The following is a 17,404-nucleotide window of genomic DNA, read 5'->3' on the forward strand; positions in this document are numbered from 1 at the left end:
GACCTGTATTCGCGTAAGGTTGTGGGCTGGTCGATGTCTGAGCGCATGACGGCTACGCTGGTTTGCGACGCGCTGCGCATGGCGCTGTTTGCTCGCAATCGGCCTCGGGGAGTGATCGTGCATACTGGCCGTGGTAGCCAATACTGCTCGCGCGAGCACCGCGCCCTGTTGGAGCAATACGCTTTGATCGCCAGCATGAGTGCCAGAGGCAACTGCTACGACAACGCAGCAATGGAGAGTTGGAACCACAGTCTGAAGGTCGAGGCCATCCATGGTGAACACCTCGCCACACGGGAGCAGGCCAAGGCTCATGTGTTTGACTACATTGAGGTTGACTACAATCGGATCCGGCTGCACTCGACCCTGGGCTACCTCAGCCCAGAGCAGTACGAGCTGGCCAATGTCGCTTAGATAGGTGTCCGTAAATCAGGGGCAAGATCATCTCGGTCGGCGCGCTGTTCATCGCCGGCTTCGTGCCGGGCCTGCTGATCGCCGCGGCCATGGCCTTCGTCAACTGGCGCGTCTGCCGCCGGCGCGACTACCGCTCGCGCGAGCCGCGCCCGTCGGGCCGCGAGATCCTGGTCAACAGCGTCAAGGCGATCCCGGCGCTGATGCTCATCGTCATCATCCTGGTGGGCATCCGCTTCGGCATCTTCACGCCGACCGAGGCCTCGGTCGTGGCCGTGTTCTACGCGCTGGTCTGCGGCAAGTGGGTCTACCGCACGCTCGAATGGAAGGCGCTGCCGCACATCGCGGCGCGCTCGGCCCTGCTGACGGCCTCGGTGCTGTTCGTGGTGGCCGCCTCGGCCGCGTTCGCCTGGGTGCTGACCATCGACGGCGTGCCGCAGAAGCTGGCCGAAACGATCGTGGGCTGGAACCTGTCGCCCACCGTCTTCCTCATCGCGGTCAACGTGTTGCTGCTGCTGTTCGGCATCTTCATGGAGCCGCTGCCCGGCGTGATGATCCTGGTGCCGATCCTCGCGCCGATCTCGGCCGCGCTGGGTATCGATCCGATCCACTTCGCGATGGTGGTGATCGTCAACCTCACGCTCGGCATGATCACGCCGCCGGTGGGCGGGCTGCTGTTCGTGACCACGGTCGCGACCAAGGTGCCGCTGACGGCGCTGACCAAGGAACTGCCGCCGTTCCTGGTCGCGCACTTCGTCGTGCTGATGGCGCTGACCTTCGTGCCGGCGATTTCGACCTGGTTGCCGCACGTGCTGGGGTTCTAGTTGATACTCCTGTGGTGGGCGGCCCGAGGCCGGCGGACTGCGCCGGCCTGAAGGTCATACCCCTTGATTATCGAGAGATGCCGCGGGCGCGGGCAGGCCCAGCTCGCTGCACACCCGCTCCAGCGCCGCACGCAGCGCAGCGACCTCGCCCTCCAGCGCAACCACCCGCGCCTGCAGGGCCGGCGCGGATCCGGCAGCGGCCCCGGATGCGGCGGAGACCGTGTCCGCTTCGGCCGTCCCATCGACCGGGCCGGCCAGCAGATGGGCCCAGCGGTGCTCGCGCGCGCCCGGCAGGCGCGGCAGCCGCACCACCAGCGGGCCGCCTTTTTCCTCCGAGCGCTCGGCCAGTTCGTCGAGGAAGGCCTCGACCGACGAGATGTCGGCAAAGCGGTGCCAGCGCTCGGTGTTGATGCGCAGTTCGCCGGCGGTCTGCGGGCCGCGCAGCATCAGCAGTCCGAGGAGGGCGGCCGACTGGTCCGGCACGCCGATGGCGCGCTGGAAGTTGTGCTCCCAGCGCGCCACCCGGCCGCCGCTGGATTCGACCGCCAGCGACAGGTGGCGCAGTTCGTCCAGCGCCTTCTGCACCTGGGCCTCGGCAAGGGTCAGGATGGGGTCGCGGCTGGTCTTCTGGTTGCAGCCCGACAGCAGGGCGTTGAGCGACAGCGGATAGCTGTCGGGCACGGTGCGGGCTTTGTCCATCAGCGTCGCGAGGACGCGGACTTCCACGGGGTCAAGAGGGCGGAGGGGCATGGATGAGACAATTCGGCGCAATGAAGAACATCGTGATTCTGATCTCGGGAGGCGGCTCCAACATGGCGGCGATCGTGCGCACCGCCGCCGCCGAGAACTGGAAGGAGCGCTACGGCGCACGCGTGGCGGCCGTGGTGAGCAACAAGGCCGACGCGGGAGGATTGCAGTTTGCACGCGACCACGGCATCGCGGCCGAGTCGCTGGACCACAAGGCGTTCGCCGATCGGGAGAGCTTCGACGCGGCCCTGGCCGCGCGCATCGACGGTTACGAGCCTGCGCTGGTCGTGCTGGCGGGTTTCATGCGCATCCTGACCCCGGGTTTCGTCGCCCGCTACGAGCGCCGGCTGGTCAACATCCATCCTTCGCTGCTGCCAGCGTTCCCGGGCCTGCGCACCCACCAGCGCGCCATCGACGCCGGCTGCAAGTTCGCGGGCGCCACGGTGCACCGCGTGACGCAGGAGTTGGACGTGGGTCCGATCCTGGACCAAGCCGTGGTGCCGGTGCTGCCGGGCGACACGGCCCAGGACCTCGCGGCCCGGGTGCTGGTGCAGGAGCACCGCATCTATCCGGCCGTGGTGCGCGCCCTCATCTCGGCACGCTGAGCATCTTTCTTATTACAGGGTTCGGACGACCGAACCGCCACTGTCTTCCAGCACATCGCGCGCCAGCGTGGCCTGGTGGCCGTCGAGCGCATGGACCACGACTGCCCACTTCTGCGCGCGCAGGCCCTGGCGCACCGTGCTGATCAGGCGTACATGGTCCGGCCGCAGCGTGACCAGCCCGCCCACCAGCAGGCCGAACGCGATGGCGAAGCCCACGATCGCGATCAGCGACAGGAAGGGGCTGGCGATCACCATCGGTTGGCCGTTCTGGAACAGCCACATGTAGAGCAGCATGCCGGCCACGGCACCGGCCAGGCCGGCGACCATGTGGGCGCGGATCAGCGTCTGGAAGATGCCGCCGTCCTCGGGCTCCATCTGCCGCCCCAGCCATTCGCCGCGCCAGGAGCGCGCGTCCTGCGGTCCCAGCACCCGCACCTGCCCGGGCTGCATGCCGGGCAGGCCACGCGCGCGGCGGGCCGTGGCCAGCGCGTCGCTTTCCTGCGGGTACAAGCCAGCGACCTTGGTGAGCGACTGCTCCCCGAACATTCCTTGCAGCATGTGATCCATCGTTGCGCTCCTTGGCTCTCCCCGGCAGCGCGCAGCCGCCGAGTGTGTGGACGCCAACTTACGCCGGTCTTGTGCGGCAATGCTGTAGGACGGAAGCAATGCCGCCCTGGGGCCAACGTCCTATGGGAGCGCCGGAAACGCGGTCTCAGACGCCCTGGTTGACGCTGCCGCCCAGGGCGCGCTGCTCCCAAGAAGCGCCGCTGCCGGCCACCTGGTCGTAATGGCGGCGGGCCTCCGCAGCTTGGCGCGTGCGGGTGTCGACGGCCGCAGCGGCGCCGCCGTCGTTGCCGGCCACGGCCTGGCTCAGGGCATCGGCGAAGTCCTGGGCCTCGTCGCTGCTCAGGCTGCCGTCGCCGTTGCCGTCGATGGCGTCGAAGATCTGTAGCAGCGGGTCGGTGGCGGCCGTGGTGTCGTCCGTTGTCGCGTCGGCCGTAAGTTCGGACGCGCTCAGCGCGCCGCCGCCGTCCTGGTCGAGCGCCGCGAGGACGTCGGCCGCCGCGGTACCGGTGTCCTCGGCGAACTGGTCGAGCAGCGTCGACAGGCCGTCGCTGCCGACGCCATCGGTGTCGAGCCGAGCGAACAGGTCATCGTCCTCGTCGCTGCGGCCGGCGGCGAAGTCCAGCGTGGAAGGGGGCGGCGGCGACGGCAGGTGCTGCACCTCGGCGGACGTGCTGTCGGTATCGGCGCCGTCGACCTCGTGCGCCTCGTTCTGGACGAAGGGCGGTTGCCGCACGCTGCGGGAGGGCTGCTGCGCGCCAGCGGTCTGCCAGACGGCGGTGCTGCCGCTGAGGGCGCTGATGGAGCTCATCGGAGGATTCCTCGGCGGAGAGAGGGAAGGGTCCAGGCACCGCCGCTCCGCCGGGCCGGCGCGGTGCACGGGCGCCGATTGTCGGCGGGCCGGAGTGGGGCATGGTGTCCCGCTCGTAACAGTATGGACGGCAAATATCGTATATTTATCCCATATACGGCAGATTTGTATCCACTTTTGGGGAATATGCTGGCGTCAGGCGCCGCCCATGACGCGCCGCCGGATTCTCTGCCCATGTCTACTTCTTCCCATATCGCCGTCATCGACGACGACCACGAGATCACGTCGCTGCTCTGCGACTACCTCGGCCGCTTTGGCTTCACCGCGCATGCCGCGTCCGACGGCGCCGGCATGGACGCGCTGCTGGCCACCCACCCGATCGACCTGCTGGTGCTCGACGTGATGCTGCCCGGCCGCGACGGCCTGGCGCTGGCGCGCGAGGTGCGCAACCGTTCGCGCCTGCCGATCATCATGCTGACCGCGCGCTCCAACCCCTATGACCGCGTGCTGGGCCTGGAACTGGGCGCCGACGACTACATGGGCAAACCCTTCGAGCCGCGCGAACTGGTCGCGCGCATCCAGACCGTGCTGCGCCGCACCGCGGGCGACGCGAGCCAGCCCGACCCGGCCAGCGACGTGGTCCGCTTCGACGGCTGGGAACTGCACCGGCAAACCCGCTTCCTCACCTCGCCCGACGGCGTGGCCGTGCCGCTGTCGAATGCGGAGTTCCGGCTGCTCTGCACCTTCCTCAGCACGCCGCGCCGGCTGTTCAGCCGCGACCAGCTGATGGAGCAGGCGCGCGGCCGCTCGATGGAAGCCTTCGAGCGCAGCATCGACCTGCTGGTCTCGCGCCTGCGCCACAAGCTGCGCGACGACCCGCGCGACCCGGCCATGATCAAGACGGTGCGCGGCGCGGGTTATCTCTTCAATGCCCGGTCGGTACAAGGCCAGGCCGCATGGAGGAACTGAAGCGCCTCCCCCCGAGCCGCTGTGCGGCTCCCCCTTCTCTCTGCGCACTTCGCGCTCCGGGAAGGGGGGCGACGCCGGTGCCGCGGGGCGGCCCTTGCACGGCGTCCGCTGGTCCTGGGCTGTGCCAGCTGCGAAGGCCGCAGGCGGTGGCGGGCGATGAGGGATAGGCTTCGGGCACGGTTTCATCGCCTGCTGCCGCGCACGCTGTTCGGGCGGCTCGCGCTGCTGCTGTTCGTCACCGCGGTGGTCAGCCACGCGGGCGCGATCGCACTCATGGTCGAGCTGCGGCCTCAGGGCGGGCCGCCGGGGCCGTCGACCTCCACATTGGTGCTCGACATCGCCGTGCGGCTGCTGGCCTTCCTGCTTGCGGCCTGGATCGGCGCGCGCTGGCTGGCGCGGCCGGTGCGCCGGCTGGCGGCGCAGGCGCGCGCGCTGGGCCGCGACATCCACCGCCCGCCGCTGCCCGAGACCGGCGGCACGGTCGAGTCGCGCGAGGCGGCCCGGGTGTTCAACCAGATGCAGGCCCGCATCCGCCAGCAGCTGGCCGAGCGCGACCGCTTCGTCGCCGCCGTGTCGCACGACCTGCGCACGCCGCTGACCCGGCTGCGCCTGCGGGCCGAGACCCTGGAGGACGAGCGCGAGCGCGCCGCCTTCAGCCGCGACATCGCCGAGATGGACGACATGATCCGCCTCACGCTCGACTACCTGCGCGGCGCCGCCGACGGCGAGCAACCGGTGCCGGTGGACCTGGCCGCGCTGGCGCAGACCGTGGCGGACGACCGGTCCTGCGAGGGGGCCGCGGTGCAGGTGCAGGGGCACGCGGCGCCGCTGGCGGTGCGGCCGTCGGCGCTGCGGCGCTGCATCGAGAACCTGGTCGGCAATGCGCTGCGCTATGCCGGCGGCGCGGTCGAGATTCATATCGCGGATGCGCCGGACGCCGTGCGCATCGCCGTGACCGACCGCGGCCCCGGTCTGCCGCCCGACGAGCTGGAGCGGGTGCTGGAGCCGTTCTACCGGCTCGAAGCGTCACGCAACCGCGATTCCGGCGGCGCAGGCCTGGGCCTGTCGATCGCCAGCGAGATCGCCGCGCGCCACGGCGGCCGGCTGCTGCTGCGCAACCGCGGGGGCGGCGGGCTGGAGGCCATCATCGAGCTGCCGCGCAGTATCTGAGGGGTATATGCCTGTAGCGCGCGAATGCCGGGCGCATGGGAAGGTTGGCTACGGGAGTATTCTGGAATCTCAGAGCCGGGCCTGCCCCAGCAGCACCGGCTTGAGCGCCGGGTCGGTCGGCTTTTCGCCGAGCCAGATGTTGAGCAGCGCGTTGTAGAAGGCCAGGTCGCCCATAGGGCGGGCCAGCGGCTTGCGGTTGAGTTCGACCACTGTGCCGGTGCCCGGGATCCAGTCCAGCGTCAGCAGGTCGCCGCGGCGCAGGCCCCTGGCGCGCGAGGCGATGGTGCGGCCCAGCTGCGCCAGCTGCGCGGCGATGGCCGGCTCCGCCGTGTCGTCGCCGTCGAGGATGGCCTCCTCGAACTCCTCGGCCGTCACGTCGCGCAGCAGGGTGATGAAGAGCCGCCGCGGCCCGTCGGTCGCGAGCACCGCCTCGGTCGTGCGCCGGCGGTCCGGCAGATACAGGCCGATGGCATAGACCTTGAACACCAGCCGAAAGCCGATGCCCGCGCCGTTGAGCGTGAGCTGGCGGCCGGCCAACTGCACCGAGTCCTCGAGTTCCACGCCGCCGACGTTGGCGGCCTGCGATGCGCCCGGAGCGGCTGCTGCGATGCACGACGCCACGGCCAGCGCCGCGCTCTGGAGGGGAGTGATCATTGCTTTCTCCTGGGGTGACAAAGAAAAAGAAAAGACGGCTGGTGCAGGCAGCGGCGCGGCCGCGCTACCAGATCGCCATGCTGCTGGTCAGCACGCGCTGCAGCCAGGTGCGGCGGCCGGCCTCGGAAACGTCGCCGCGGCCGGCGATCTCGAAGCGCGCGTTGACCACGTCGGCCGAGGCCACGGTGTTGTTGAGCTTGAGGTCCTGCGGATCGACCACGCCCGAGAAGCGCAGCAGCTTGACATCGCCGTTCATCGAGATGCTGCGTTCACCGGCGACGACGAGGTTGCCGTTGGCCAGCACGTTGATGACCGAGGCGGCCATGGTCCCGGTGAAGCTGCTGGAGTTGGACGAGGAGCCGTCGCCGTTGAACGAATCGCTGCCCGAGGCCGACGCGTCCAGGTTCAGCAGCTTGTGCAGGAAGCTCACGTCGCTGGAGCCGCCCGGCCCCTTGGCGACCATGGTGTTCTTGCGGCTGGCGTCGGTCTTGGCCTTGTTGGTCGCGCTCATGGACTCGGATATCTCCACCTTGAGCGCATCGCCCACGGCCAGCGGCTTGCGCCGGCCGGTGAAGGCACTGTTGAAGGTGGCGGCCTGGTAGATGCCGCCGGTGGCCACGCGCTCGATGGCTGCCGGGCGCGGCAGCGGCATGGCGCCGACCGGCCCGGTCACGAGGCTGTCGCTGGCGCAGCCGGCCAGCAGCGGCACCAGCACGGCGCTGGCCGCGGCGAGCAGCGGGGCGGAAAAGGTGGCGGGCGCGTCGGGTCTGCGCATGGTGGATGCTCCTGCGGTGAAGAAATACGGAAAGAAAATGGGGAGGTTGCTGCCGATAACCGAAAGACGCCCGGGATCAGTCTTCGAAGCCGGTGACCAGCGCGGCCACCACCGGCCCGATCTTTTCGCGCGTGGTCGACCATTTGCCGAAGCCCAGCAGCGAATCGAGCTGGTATTCGCTGGTGGACAGCACCACGCCGTTGCTGCTGCGCAGCGTCAGGCTGGCCGATGTCACGTAGGCGCGGTACTGGCTGCTGAGCGGCGGAATATCCCATTCGAACTGCGCCGCCTATCTGAGCCACACTGGGCAGTTGCGGCCGGCCGTTTCGCTGTCGAACACCCGGCTTTCGATGCCGCGGTTGCGCAGTTCGGCCTGGAGCGCCGGCACCATGTCCGGCACCTGGGTGCGCGGATTGAATTCGATGCAGACCTTCTTGAACGGCGCGTGCAGGTGGTAGACCGTGTTCGTGGCCTTGGCCGGCGCCTGCGACAGCGCCACCGCGGCCAGCCCGCCGGTGGCCTTGATCAGCTCCCAGGTCGGCTCGGGGCTCAGGATCGAACAGCCGGCCTGGGATGCCGCCACGATCAGCAGACCAAGCCGCAGGGCGGTGGCTGCGTTCACCGGACTGCCCTCCGTCCTGCGGACTGCAGGTGCGAGCCCCTTTGGAGTGGCCGGGCGGCACTCATACGATCTCGTCGATGGCGGCGCGGATGCTGGTCGCGCCCAGCGCCAAGTAGGCCGCGGCGTTCTTGGCGGCACTGCTGATGGCGTCCACCACCGAGTTGGCCGCATCGGCCACGGCGCTGGCCGTGTCGCTGGCCGCGTCGGTCACGGCATTGGCGGCATTGCCGGCGGCGTCCTCCACCTCGTGGGCGAAGTCAGTCGCCGCCGTGCCGATGGCATCGCCGACGCTGGCCACGCCCTGCACCCCTTCCTGCCAAGCGCTGGAGATCTCGTCGCCCCATTCCTCCAACTGGTCGCCCACGCTGTCCACGGCCGAGCCGATGGCGGTGCCGACCTCGGAGAAGGCGTCGCCGATCGCTTCGAGGCCACTCTGGGCCGCCTCGCCGAGCTTTTCCAGGCTCTCGGCGCTGAAGGAATAAATGGCGCTGGCCGTGTCGCCGAGCGACGAATCGCCGCTGTCGGCCGCCGCGGTGGAGGCCGTGCGCGCGGCCGTATTCGCGATATAGGCCGAACTGCTGCCCGATATGGATGAAATGCCGCTCACGTTGAATCTCCGTGAAGTGAAGGGTGAGCGGAATATTAGGAATGGAGCATTTGCGGCGGTCCTTGGATAAGGCAGGGCAAATGGCTTCAATTAACCGGTCAATATATATATATTGTCGGTTTTGTATCAATACAATTACATAATTGTAATGTACATATACGTAATAATATGACTGAAAAATGGGAGAAATTTTGATTTAATATGAATACAGTATCATAATTTCCGAAAAATTGAGTTATTGTTTCTTATTTGTATAGTTTCATATTAATATGTATCTTTATTGTACCGATCGGTTCCGATACATAGAGACACGTGATACAAACCGCGCATGAACATCTTCCAGTCCACGCAGGTCGCCCGCAGCGCGGTGCAGCTGGCGCAGGCGTCGCGTTCGCCAAATGCCACGCTGGGCGACGTGCTGGGCAGCGCGGTCGGCGCGGCTTTCGCCGCCCAGACCAGCGGGCTGGTGCCGCTGGCCAGCGGCATCGTGGGCGACGCGGCGGGTGCAGTGGTCGATGGCGCCGTCTCGGCCGGCAAAGCGGCCGCAGGCTACGCGTCTCGAACCATCGGCACGCTGGGGCGCGTAGTAGACATGTTCGTTTAGATACTCCTGCCCGGTTCCTTTGAAAGGGGGTGACGGATAGGGACTGGCGATCCCTTGAGGGGGGAGTATGTGGAATGCTCAGTCGCCGTCCGCCACACGCTCGAAGCGGCGCACCTGCCGGCCGTCCACTTCCACGTCGTCGTTGAACATCGCGGCCGGCCGGACCCACAGGCCCGGTTCGCCGTAGAGCGCGCGGTAGAGCGTCAGCGGCTCCAGCGTCTCGGCGTGGCGCACGGTGGCCACCACCTCGTAGAGCCCGCCCTTGTAGTGGCGGTAGCGGCCCGGTGGCGTCTCGATCAGCGGGGGCAGGGGGGAGGGAGCGGCGGTCATGGCGTGTCTGCTCCTGGGGCCGGTGCGGCGGGCGAATGGGACAATAGTGCGCTTATGCATCCTAAAGCCCTGCTGGACGCTTGTTCGGAACTCGTCCGGCTCGTCCTCGCCTTCGAACACCCGGCCGACGCCGTGGTGTCTCGCTTCTTCCGCGACCACCGCGGCCTGGGTCCGCGCGAACGCGCCACGCTGGCCGAAACCGTCTACAACGTGCTGCGCCGCAAGCTGCGCTTCGAGCACTTCGCGCCCTCGGGCAGCGGCCCGCGCGAGCGGCGTCTGGCCATTCTGGGCTTCCACGGCCCCCGAGACTTCCTGTTGTCGGCCCTCAACGACCAGGAGAAGGCCTGGCTGGCCGCCTGCGACAAGGTCGCCGACGCCGACCTGCTGGAGCGCCACCGCCACAACCTGCCCGAATGGCTGGCCGCGCCGCTCAAGGCGCAGCTCGGCGCCGGCTTCTGGCCGCTCGCGGCCAGCCTGCTGGAGCCCGCGCCGCTGGACCTGCGGGTCAACGCCCTGTCGGCCAAGCGGGCCGAAGTGCAGCAGGAACTCCGGCAGGCCGGCATCGCCGCCGTGCCCACGCCGTATTCGCCCTGGGGCCTGCGGGTGGACGGCAAGCCCGCGCTGACCAAGCTCGACGCCTTCGCCCGCGGCGCCATTGAAGTGCAGGACGAAGGCTCGCAGCTGCTGGCTCTGCTGCTCGACGCCCGGCGCGGCGAGATGGTGGTGGACTTCTGCGCCGGTGCCGGCGGCAAGACGCTGGCCGTCGGCGCCGCCATGCGCAACACCGGCCGGCTCTATGCCTTCGACGTGTCGGCCCACCGGCTCGACGCGCTCGGGGCCCGGCTGGCGCGCAGCGGGCTGTCGAACGTCCACCCGGCGGCCATCGCCCACGAGCGCGACGACCGCGTCAAGCGCCTGGCCGGCAAGATCGACCGCGTGCTGGTCGACGCGCCGTGCTCCGGCCTCGGAACGCTGCGCCGCAACCCCGACCTGAAGTGGCGCCAGTCGCCCAAGGCGGTCGAGGAACTGGTTGCCAAACAAACGGCCATTCTGGCCAGCGCCGCGCGGCTGGTGAAGCCGGGGGGCCGGCTGGTCTATGCCACCTGCAGCGTGCTGCCGCAGGAGAACGAAGCCATCGCCGAAGCCTTCGCCGCCGCGCAGGCGGACTTCGTGCCGGTGGAGGCGGGAGAGGAACTGGCTCGCCTCAAGGTCGGGCAGGCCGATACGCTGGCCGTCGGCTCGGCCGAACATCCGCGGCGCTACCTGCGGCTGTGGCCGCACCGGCACGGCACCGACGGCTTCTTCGCCGCGGTCTGGCAGCGCAGGTAGGCCGGCGCCGCCGCTGCACGTTCTTACACACAAGACCGGTAACAGCCGGGGAATTGCCGAGGCCGCAAAGGCGCCCGGGTCCTAAAATCCATGCTTTGCCGCGCACCTGCGCGGCTGCCAATTCCGCAAGGAGTCTTCCGTTTATGTTGCTTCCGGACTGGGCCGTGCTGAACGCGGCGATCGACTGGCTGGGCCACGGCCTCTGGGACCTGGCCTGGTGGGAGATCGTGCTCTACACGCTCGTGACCACACACATCACGATCGCGGCCGTCACCATCTTCCTCCATCGCACGCAGGCCCACCGGTCGATGGAGCTGGGCCCCATTCCGTCGCACTTCTTCCGCTTCTGGCTGTGGATCGGCACCGGCATGCAGACCAAGGAGTGGGTCGCGATCCACCGCAAGCACCACGCCAAGTGCGAGACCGAGGACGATCCCCACAGCCCGCAGACCCGCGGCATCGAGACGGTGATGTGGAAGGGTGCCGAGCTGTACCGCGCCGAGGCCAAGAACAAGGAAACCATGGCCAAGTTCGGCCACGGCACGCCCGACGACTGGCTGGAGCGCCACGTCTACAGCCGCTACGGCTGGCAGGGCGTGGGGCTGATGCTGATCCTCGACCTCGCGCTGTTCGGCGCCGCCGGCGCGGCCGTGTGGGCGGTGCAGATGGCCTGGATCCCATTCTGGGCCGCCGGCGTGGTCAATGGCCTGGGCCACTACTGGGGCTACCGCAATTTCGAGGCGAGCGACGCCTCGACCAACCTCGTGCCGTGGGGCCTGATCATCGGCGGCGAGGAACTGCACAACAACCACCACACCTACCCGACCTCAGCCAAGTTCTCGGTCAAGCCCTACGAGTTCGACATCTGCTGGGGCTACATCCGTGCGATGGAGAAGATCGGCTGGGCCAGGGTCCGCAAGACCGCGCCGCGCCTGCGCCTGGGCGAGGTCAAGCCGGTGGCCGACGAGAAGACGCTCGAAGCCGTGATCGCCAACCGCTACGAGGTCATGGCCACCTACGCCCGCGGCGTGCGCCAGGCCTGCCGCGAGGAGATCGACCAGCTCAAGGCCCGCCGCGGCGACGTGTCGGCCCTCAAGTCGGTCAGGCGCTGGCTGCACCGCGACGCCGACAAGGTGCCGGCCGGTGCGAAGCCCCAGGTGGCCCGCGCCCGCGAGGACCATCCGGTGCTCGACAAGATGCTGACCATGCGCGAGGAGCTGCGCCAGATCTGGCTCAACACCACGCGTTCGCGCGAGCAGCTCACGGCCGACCTCCAGGCCTGGTGCCGCCGCGCGGAGGAAAGCGGCATCGCTGCGCTGCGCGAGTTCTCGGTCAGGCTGCGCGCCGCCTGCGTCTGAGCACGCGCAGGCACTCCCTGCCGAGCCGCCAGAGTCCGTCGAGGGCCTGGCGGCTTTCTTTTGGAGCGGCCGGCTCCTGCTGGTGGACAGCGATGGCCACCGTTGCCGCGCCGTCCGCCCGCAGCGCGACCCAGGCCGGCTGCGCGAAGTGCATGGCCTGGCCGGCCGGCAGCACGCGCGGCGGCCAGCCCAGCCCCGGCATGGCCAGCAGCATGACCGTGCCGCACAGGCAGCGCAGCTCGCTGCCCGCCGGCAGCTGGTGCAGCCGTTGTTCATCGGGGCGCAGGGTCAGGTGGATCGGGGACATGGAAGGCTCCGGCAAGAGGCTTGGAGAAGACGGGCCTCCAGCGTAGGGCGCAGGGCGGTTCCGCGGCAGGCACAGCCGGGCGGCGGCTGTTGCGCATCACCCGTGTTTTTTTGCCGCTGTTGTGCATGGCAGCAGGTCCGTGTGTATCTGTTGCGATGCAGCGGCCTGCGGCATGATGGCCGCGCCATGCTGTTGCCCACCATCGGACCCGACGCCACCACCCAGCCCCCAGCCGCCGACGAGGCGGCCGGCGCGCCGCTCTACCTGCGCCTGGCGCGCCACTATGCGCAGGCGATCGAGCAGGGCACGCTCGCGGCCGGCAGCCGGATGCCGTCGGTGCGCGAGCTGATGCTGCGCCACCGCATCAGCCTGTCGACCGGCCTGCACGTACTGCGGCTTCTGGAGGAGCAGGGCCGGCTCCAGGCACGCCCGCGCGTGGGCTACTTCGTGCGCGACCCGGCGCTCGTGCGGCTGCCGGCTGCGCGCGAACCCGATCTATACGCGCTGCTGCCCCCCGCGATGGATGCCTCGCTGGCCGCGCTGCCGCTGGTGCGCGAGCCCGCGCTGCATGCGTCCTTCGCCAGTGCCGACGACACACCCTTCATCGGCATCAACCGCCACATCTCGCTGATCCTGGAGAAGGCCCGCCGCGCCGGGCCGCTGCGTGTGGACCTGGGCAACGCCATGCCCGCGCCCGAACTGTTCGACGCGCGTGCGCTCAACCGGCTGGCCACGGCGCTGCTGCGCGAGCAGCCCGACATTCTCGTCTACGGCCCCTCGGCGCCGACCACGCACCCCGAATTCCAGCGCGCGATGGCACGCCACGCACTGACCTTCGGCGTGAGCGTCGCGCCCGGCGAGGTGCTCGCCACGCACGGCAACTCCGAGGCCGTGAACCTCGCGCTCAGCGCCGTGGCCGAGCCCGGCGACGCGATCGCGGGGGAGTCGCCGACCTTCTTCGGCATCCTGCAGGCCATCGAGGCGCAGGGCCTGCGTGCGCTGGAAATCCCGTGCAGCCCACACACCGGCATCTCGCTGGAGGCGCTGGACCTGGCCGTGCGCAGCGAGCCGCGGCTGCGCGCCGTCGTGGTCGTGCCGCACCTGCAGATGCCGCAAGGCGCGATCATGCCGGACGCGCACAAGCAGCGCATCGTGGCCTTCTGTGCCGAGCACGGTCTGGCGCTGATCGAGGACGACATCTACCGCGAGTTCGTCGAGTCGCCGCAGCCGCTGCACCCGGCCAAGGCCTGGGACCGCGGCGGCGACGTGATCTACTGCGCCTCACTCAGCAAGAGTTCGGCCCCCGGCCTGCGCCAGGGCTGGATGAACGCCGGCCGCTGGCAGCAGCGGGTGCAGATGCTCAAGTTCGCCCGCACACGCAACATGCAGACCTGGTCGCAACTGCTGGCCGCGCGCAGCGTGGGCTCGCCCGGGCACGAGCGGCACCTGCGCCGCCTGCGCGCGCAGCTGCGGCAGCAGCGCGAGAGCGCGGCCCAGGCGATCGCCCGCTGGTTCCCGGCCGGCACGCGGCTGAGCCTGCCGCGCGGGGGGCTCAGCCTGTGGCTGGAGCTGCCCGAGGGCCTGTCGTCGATGCGGCTCTACGACGCGGCGCTGGCCCGCGGCATCCGCGTCGCGCCGGGGCCGATGTTCTCCAACACCGGGCGCTACGAGCGCTTCCTGCGGCTGTCCTGCGGCATGCCGTTCACGCCCCGGGTGGAACAGGCGTACCGCGAGCTGGGTGAGTTGCTGGGGCGCACCGCGGGCGGGGCGTGAGCCCGCGGCGCGCACCTCTTCAGTGCATCGGCACCGCGTAGCGGTAGCCGCCGAAGGTCCACACCGTCTGCTGCGGCTCGATGCGTTCGAGCACGAGGCCGGGGGCTCCCGCATCGCCTTCGCGCAGTACCTGGCCGTTGACGATGGCCATGCGGTGCTGGGGATTGGAGGAATAGCTGACGCCGCTGACCTGAAGGTTCGGCAGCTGCCGGCGCACGGATTCGGGCACGTCCCTGGCGAAGCCGACCGCTTCGGCCGCAGGCGCGGGCGCCGCAGGGGATGGGGGAGGCGGGGTGGGTTTGGGTGCTGCGGGCCTTTGCGCAGGCGGCGCCGGCACCGGTCGGACGCGCGGCTTCGCAGCCGGCGGCGGTTCGGCTTGCGCAGGCTGCGGCGCTGCTGGCATGGCGTGGTCCGGCGCGGTGGCGGGCGGCTGCGCCACGGTGGCGGCCGCGGGTCCGGTCCCCGGCCGGTGCGCAGACCACCATGCCGCTGCGGCGAGGGCGGCCAGCACGCCGGCCGCGGCCATGGCGGCGGCCGGGCGAAGGACCGTCGGCCGGCCCTGCGCGGGAAGGACGGCGGCCGCCGGCGGCACCGGCGTGTGCACGCCGGGAAGCGCGCCGCGGCTGCGTTCCGCCTCGGCTCTGCGCAAGGCATCGAGGATGTAGGACATGGCGTCAGCCTCCGGCGCTCAGGCGCGGTTCGCTCACGCCGGCGGTCCGGTTGAGCTGCATGAAAGTGAGGGGGCCGACGTAGCCGTCGGACACGAGGCCCTGCGCCTGCTGGAAGCGAAGGGTGCGCTGGCGGCGCTTCTCGCCGGCGCCGGCCGCTGTTGATGCATCCTGGCTGCCGCCCTGCCAGGCGGCCAACTGGGCATCGAGCCAAGCCTCGGCCGCACTCCGGCCGGCCGGGGTCTCTGCGGACTGCGGCGGCGCGTGCCAGAGCGTGGAGAACTCGCCCCGCCATGCGAGCGCGAGGCTGGCGACGGGCAGGCGCAGGCGGTGGCCCGCGCGTTCGAGCGTGGCGATGCCGCCGTCGAGATGGCGGAGCACGACGGGCGTGCCCCGGGCACCGTCCCCGGGATAGAGCATCAGCAGCGCGGGGCGGTCCAGCCGCCGCAGCTGCGCCAGGTCCGAGGGCCGGCTGCGGTAGCACTGCAGGCCCTGCCGCGCGAGGCTGGCGCAGGCGTCGTCGCCGTCGAGCGGCCTGGCATCCCAGGCAGCGGCGAGTTCCTGCCAGGCGCCGTCCTCGTCGCGCGGCTGGCGGGCGATGAAGGCGGCCAGGTCCTGGGCGGCATCGGCCGGGGCTGGTGCAGGTGTGGGCGCGGTGCCTGGAGGATTCTTCCGGGCGACGGTTTGCGCGCTGCGTTGGGGCGGCCACAGGCCCGCCGCCCAGCCGGCGGCGCCCACGGCGGCTGCACCCACGAGCAGGCCGGCGCCCGCGGCCAGGGTCCAGCGCGGCGTGCGTGCCAGCCCGGGCGCGGCCGTGCCGGCGTCGAATACCTCGCGCGCCGCGCGCACCGCGATTGCCTCGTCGACCTGCTGCACGCCCTGGGCATAGGCGCCGAGCAGCGCGCGGTCGCACAGCAGGTTGATGCGCCGCGGCACGCCGCGCGCGAGCGCATGGATGCGCTTGAGCGCGCGGCGGTCGAACGGCAGCGGCCCCTGCAGGCCCGCGACGGCCAAGCGGTGCGCGATGGACTGCACCGTCTCGCCGGCGCTCAGGGTATCGAGGTGGAAGCGCGCGATCACGCGCTGCGCGAGCTGTTCCAGCGACGGGCTGCCCACCAGGGCGCGCAGCTCCGGCTGGCCGATCAGGATGATCTGCAGCAGCTTGCGCTCGCTGGTCTCCAGGTTGGTCAGCAGGCGCAGCTGCTCCAGCACGTCGAGCGACAGGTTCTGCGCCTCGTCGATGATGAGCACGCTGTTGCGCCCGGCCGCGTGGGCCTCCAGCAGGAAGGCGTTGAGCGGGTCGATGCAGTCCTTGGCCGTTTCGGCGCCCGTGGCCGCGGGCGCGTGGGCCACGCCGAACTCGTCGCAGACAGTGCGCAGCAGTTCGATGGCCGTGAGCTTGGGGTTGAAGACGTACGCGACGTTGCAGTGCGCGGGGATCTGCTCCATGAAGCAGCGGCACACGGTCGTCTTGCCGGTGCCGATCTCGCCCGTCAGCAGCACGAAGCCGCCGCCCGCGTCGAGCCCGTAGAGCAGATGCGCGAGCGCCTCGCGGTGCCGCTCGCTCATGAAAAGGTAGTGCGGGTCGGGCGCGATGGAGAACGGCGCCTGCCGCAGGCCGAAGAACCGGGCGTACATAAGGGCGCGAGCATAACGCCCGAACGTGACGGCCGTGGCGGCGCGCCCTGGGTGGCCAGTCAAAGAAAAAGCCCTCCGGCCGGGGCCGGAAGGGCTCTCGTGTCTTCGAAGAAGCGCGCCGAATTACTTCAGCTTCACTTCCTTGTATTCGACGTGCTTGCGAGCCTTCGGATCGAACTTCGTGATCAGAAGCTTCTCGGGCGTGGTCTTCTTGTTCTTGGTGGTGGTATAGAAGTGGCCGGTACCCGCGGTGGATTCCAGCTTGATCTTTTCGCGTCCGCCTTTAGCAGCCATGTCGTTCTCCTGGTGGGGCTGGTTACGCCTGGCCCCGTGCGCGCAGGTCTGCGAGCACGGACTCGATGCCGTTCTTGTCGATCAGGCGCAGCGCTGCGCTCGAAACACGCAGGCGCACCCAGCGGTTTTCGCTCTCGACCCAGAAACGGCGGTACTGCAGGTTCGGCAGGAACCGGCGCTTGGTCTTGTTGTTGGCGTGGGAAACGTTGTTCCCGGTCGTCGGGCCCTTGCCCGTGACTTCACATACGCGTGCCATGTGGACACTCCGATACTGATTCAACGGCCGCCACTCACGTGGGGGCCTCACCTCGCCAGATAGGGGTGGCGGTAACCCAGGTTTTCACCGG

Annotated in this window: 22 protein-coding genes and 1 pseudogene; 9 read left to right on the forward strand and 14 right to left on the reverse strand. The window is 69.7% G+C overall.

From position 1 onward, the window contains the following. The coding region (locus tag GAK38_RS16345; protein ID WP_325343662.1) for an IS3 family transposase at positions 1-411 on the forward strand (411 nt) is incomplete at its 5' end. 29 nt (positions 412-440) lie between these two features. Beyond that, positions 441-1,232, forward strand: a pseudogene (locus tag GAK38_RS16350) (TRAP transporter large permease); the annotation flags it as partial. A gap of 54 nt (positions 1,233-1,286) precedes the next feature. On the opposite strand, the gene GAK38_RS16355 reads toward GAK38_RS16350, so the two are convergent. Beyond that, complete coding sequence (locus GAK38_RS16355) at positions 1,287-1,982, reverse strand: YceH family protein (RefSeq protein WP_325345911.1); 696 nt, start codon at positions 1,980-1,982, stop codon at positions 1,287-1,289. Positions 1,983-2,002: 20 nt separating this feature from the next. Here GAK38_RS16355 and purN point away from each other — a divergent pair, with 20 nt between their 5' ends. Next, positions 2,003-2,584, forward strand: a complete 582-nt coding sequence (gene purN / locus GAK38_RS16360; protein WP_325345913.1) for a phosphoribosylglycinamide formyltransferase — start codon at positions 2,003-2,005, stop codon at positions 2,582-2,584. 12 nt (positions 2,585-2,596) lie between these two features. Here purN and GAK38_RS16365 read toward each other — a convergent pair whose 3' ends face one another. Beyond that, positions 2,597-3,151, reverse strand: coding sequence for a hypothetical protein (locus tag GAK38_RS16365; RefSeq protein ID WP_325345914.1), 555 nt, complete (start codon positions 3,149-3,151; stop codon positions 2,597-2,599). Positions 3,152-3,296: 145 nt separating this feature from the next. Beyond that, positions 3,297-3,959 (reverse strand): hypothetical protein, encoded by a 663-nt coding sequence (locus GAK38_RS16370; protein ID WP_325345916.1) that lies wholly within the window; start codon positions 3,957-3,959, stop codon positions 3,297-3,299. A 234-nt stretch (positions 3,960-4,193) separates the two neighbouring features. On the opposite strand from GAK38_RS16370, the gene GAK38_RS16375 reads away from it, so the two are divergent. Next, positions 4,194-4,928 (forward strand): response regulator, encoded by a 735-nt coding sequence (locus GAK38_RS16375; RefSeq protein ID WP_325345918.1) that lies wholly within the window; start codon positions 4,194-4,196, stop codon positions 4,926-4,928. Between the two features lie 156 nt (positions 4,929-5,084). Next, on the forward strand, positions 5,085-6,098 hold the full coding sequence (locus tag GAK38_RS16380; protein WP_325345920.1) for an ATP-binding protein: 1,014 nt from the start codon (positions 5,085-5,087) through the stop codon (positions 6,096-6,098). A gap of 69 nt (positions 6,099-6,167) precedes the next feature. On the opposite strand, the gene GAK38_RS16385 is transcribed toward GAK38_RS16380, so the two are convergent. From GAK38_RS16385 to GAK38_RS16405, 5 genes are all read right to left on the reverse strand, one after another. Continuing rightward, positions 6,168-6,752, reverse strand: a complete 585-nt coding sequence (locus GAK38_RS16385) for a chalcone isomerase family protein (protein WP_325345922.1) — start codon at positions 6,750-6,752, stop codon at positions 6,168-6,170. A 64-nt stretch (positions 6,753-6,816) separates the two neighbouring features. After that, complete coding sequence (locus GAK38_RS16390) at positions 6,817-7,527, reverse strand: flagellar basal body L-ring protein FlgH (RefSeq protein ID WP_325345924.1); 711 nt, start codon at positions 7,525-7,527, stop codon at positions 6,817-6,819. Between the two features lie 76 nt (positions 7,528-7,603). Further along, a complete protein-coding gene (locus tag GAK38_RS16395; RefSeq protein WP_325345926.1) occupies positions 7,604-7,762 on the reverse strand; it encodes a hypothetical protein in 159 nt (52 codons plus the stop codon). Positions 7,763-7,816: 54 nt separating this feature from the next. Further along, on the reverse strand, positions 7,817-8,149 hold the full coding sequence (locus GAK38_RS16400) for a hypothetical protein (RefSeq protein ID WP_325345927.1): 333 nt from the start codon (positions 8,147-8,149) through the stop codon (positions 7,817-7,819). Positions 8,150-8,210: 61 nt separating this feature from the next. Further along, positions 8,211-8,756: a hypothetical protein gene (locus GAK38_RS16405; protein WP_325345928.1), complete on the reverse strand. Its 546-nt coding sequence runs from the start codon at positions 8,754-8,756 to the stop codon at positions 8,211-8,213. 328 nt (positions 8,757-9,084) lie between these two features. Between GAK38_RS16405 and GAK38_RS16410 the strand changes: the two genes are divergently transcribed. Further along, the gene (locus GAK38_RS16410) at positions 9,085-9,360 is read left to right on the forward strand and encodes a hypothetical protein (protein ID WP_325345930.1); all 276 of its coding nucleotides are present in this window, start codon (positions 9,085-9,087) and stop codon (positions 9,358-9,360) included. Positions 9,361-9,438: 78 nt separating this feature from the next. On the opposite strand, the gene GAK38_RS16415 is transcribed toward GAK38_RS16410, so the two are convergent. Continuing rightward, a complete protein-coding gene (locus tag GAK38_RS16415; protein ID WP_325345932.1) occupies positions 9,439-9,690 on the reverse strand; it encodes a DUF1653 domain-containing protein in 252 nt (83 codons plus the stop codon). A gap of 54 nt (positions 9,691-9,744) precedes the next feature. On the opposite strand from GAK38_RS16415, the gene GAK38_RS16420 reads away from it, so the two are divergent. Beyond that, a complete protein-coding gene (locus tag GAK38_RS16420) occupies positions 9,745-11,019 on the forward strand; it encodes an RsmB/NOP family class I SAM-dependent RNA methyltransferase (protein ID WP_325345934.1) in 1,275 nt (424 codons plus the stop codon). A 143-nt stretch (positions 11,020-11,162) separates the two neighbouring features. Continuing rightward, on the forward strand, positions 11,163-12,377 hold the full coding sequence (locus GAK38_RS16425) for a DesA family fatty acid desaturase (RefSeq protein WP_325345936.1): 1,215 nt from the start codon (positions 11,163-11,165) through the stop codon (positions 12,375-12,377). Here GAK38_RS16425 and GAK38_RS16430 read toward each other — a convergent pair. Continuing rightward, the gene (locus GAK38_RS16430) at positions 12,352-12,684 is read right to left on the reverse strand and encodes a hypothetical protein (protein ID WP_325345938.1); all 333 of its coding nucleotides are present in this window, start codon (positions 12,682-12,684) and stop codon (positions 12,352-12,354) included. The two genes, GAK38_RS16425 and GAK38_RS16430, sit on opposite strands and share 26 nt — an antisense overlap. A 186-nt stretch (positions 12,685-12,870) precedes the next feature. On the opposite strand from GAK38_RS16430, the gene GAK38_RS16435 reads away from it, so the two are divergent. Further along, on the forward strand, positions 12,871-14,457 hold the full coding sequence (locus tag GAK38_RS16435; protein WP_325345940.1) for an aminotransferase-like domain-containing protein: 1,587 nt from the start codon (positions 12,871-12,873) through the stop codon (positions 14,455-14,457). A gap of 19 nt (positions 14,458-14,476) precedes the next feature. On the opposite strand, the gene GAK38_RS16440 is transcribed toward GAK38_RS16435, so the two are convergent. The 4 genes from GAK38_RS16440 to rpmB all read right to left on the reverse strand — a co-directional run bounded on the left by GAK38_RS16440 (position 14,477) and on the right by rpmB (position 17,313). Then, on the reverse strand, positions 14,477-15,127 hold the full coding sequence (locus GAK38_RS16440; protein ID WP_325345942.1) for a general secretion pathway protein GspB: 651 nt from the start codon (positions 15,125-15,127) through the stop codon (positions 14,477-14,479). 4 nt (positions 15,128-15,131) lie between these two features. Further along, entirely contained in the window at positions 15,132-16,763 is a 1,632-nt protein-coding gene (locus GAK38_RS16445; protein WP_325345944.1) for an ExeA family protein, read from the reverse strand. A gap of 123 nt (positions 16,764-16,886) precedes the next feature. Further along, positions 16,887-17,057, reverse strand: a complete 171-nt coding sequence (gene rpmG, locus GAK38_RS16450; RefSeq protein WP_325345946.1) for a 50S ribosomal protein L33 — start codon at positions 17,055-17,057, stop codon at positions 16,887-16,889. A gap of 22 nt (positions 17,058-17,079) precedes the next feature. Further along, positions 17,080-17,313: a 50S ribosomal protein L28 gene (rpmB, locus tag GAK38_RS16455; protein WP_325345948.1), complete on the reverse strand. Its 234-nt coding sequence runs from the start codon at positions 17,311-17,313 to the stop codon at positions 17,080-17,082. Between the last annotated feature and the right edge of the window lie 91 nt (positions 17,314-17,404).

Source organism: Xylophilus sp. (genome assembly GCA_009914555.1).
Lineage (GTDB): Bacteria > Pseudomonadota > Gammaproteobacteria > Burkholderiales > Burkholderiaceae_C > WNDY01.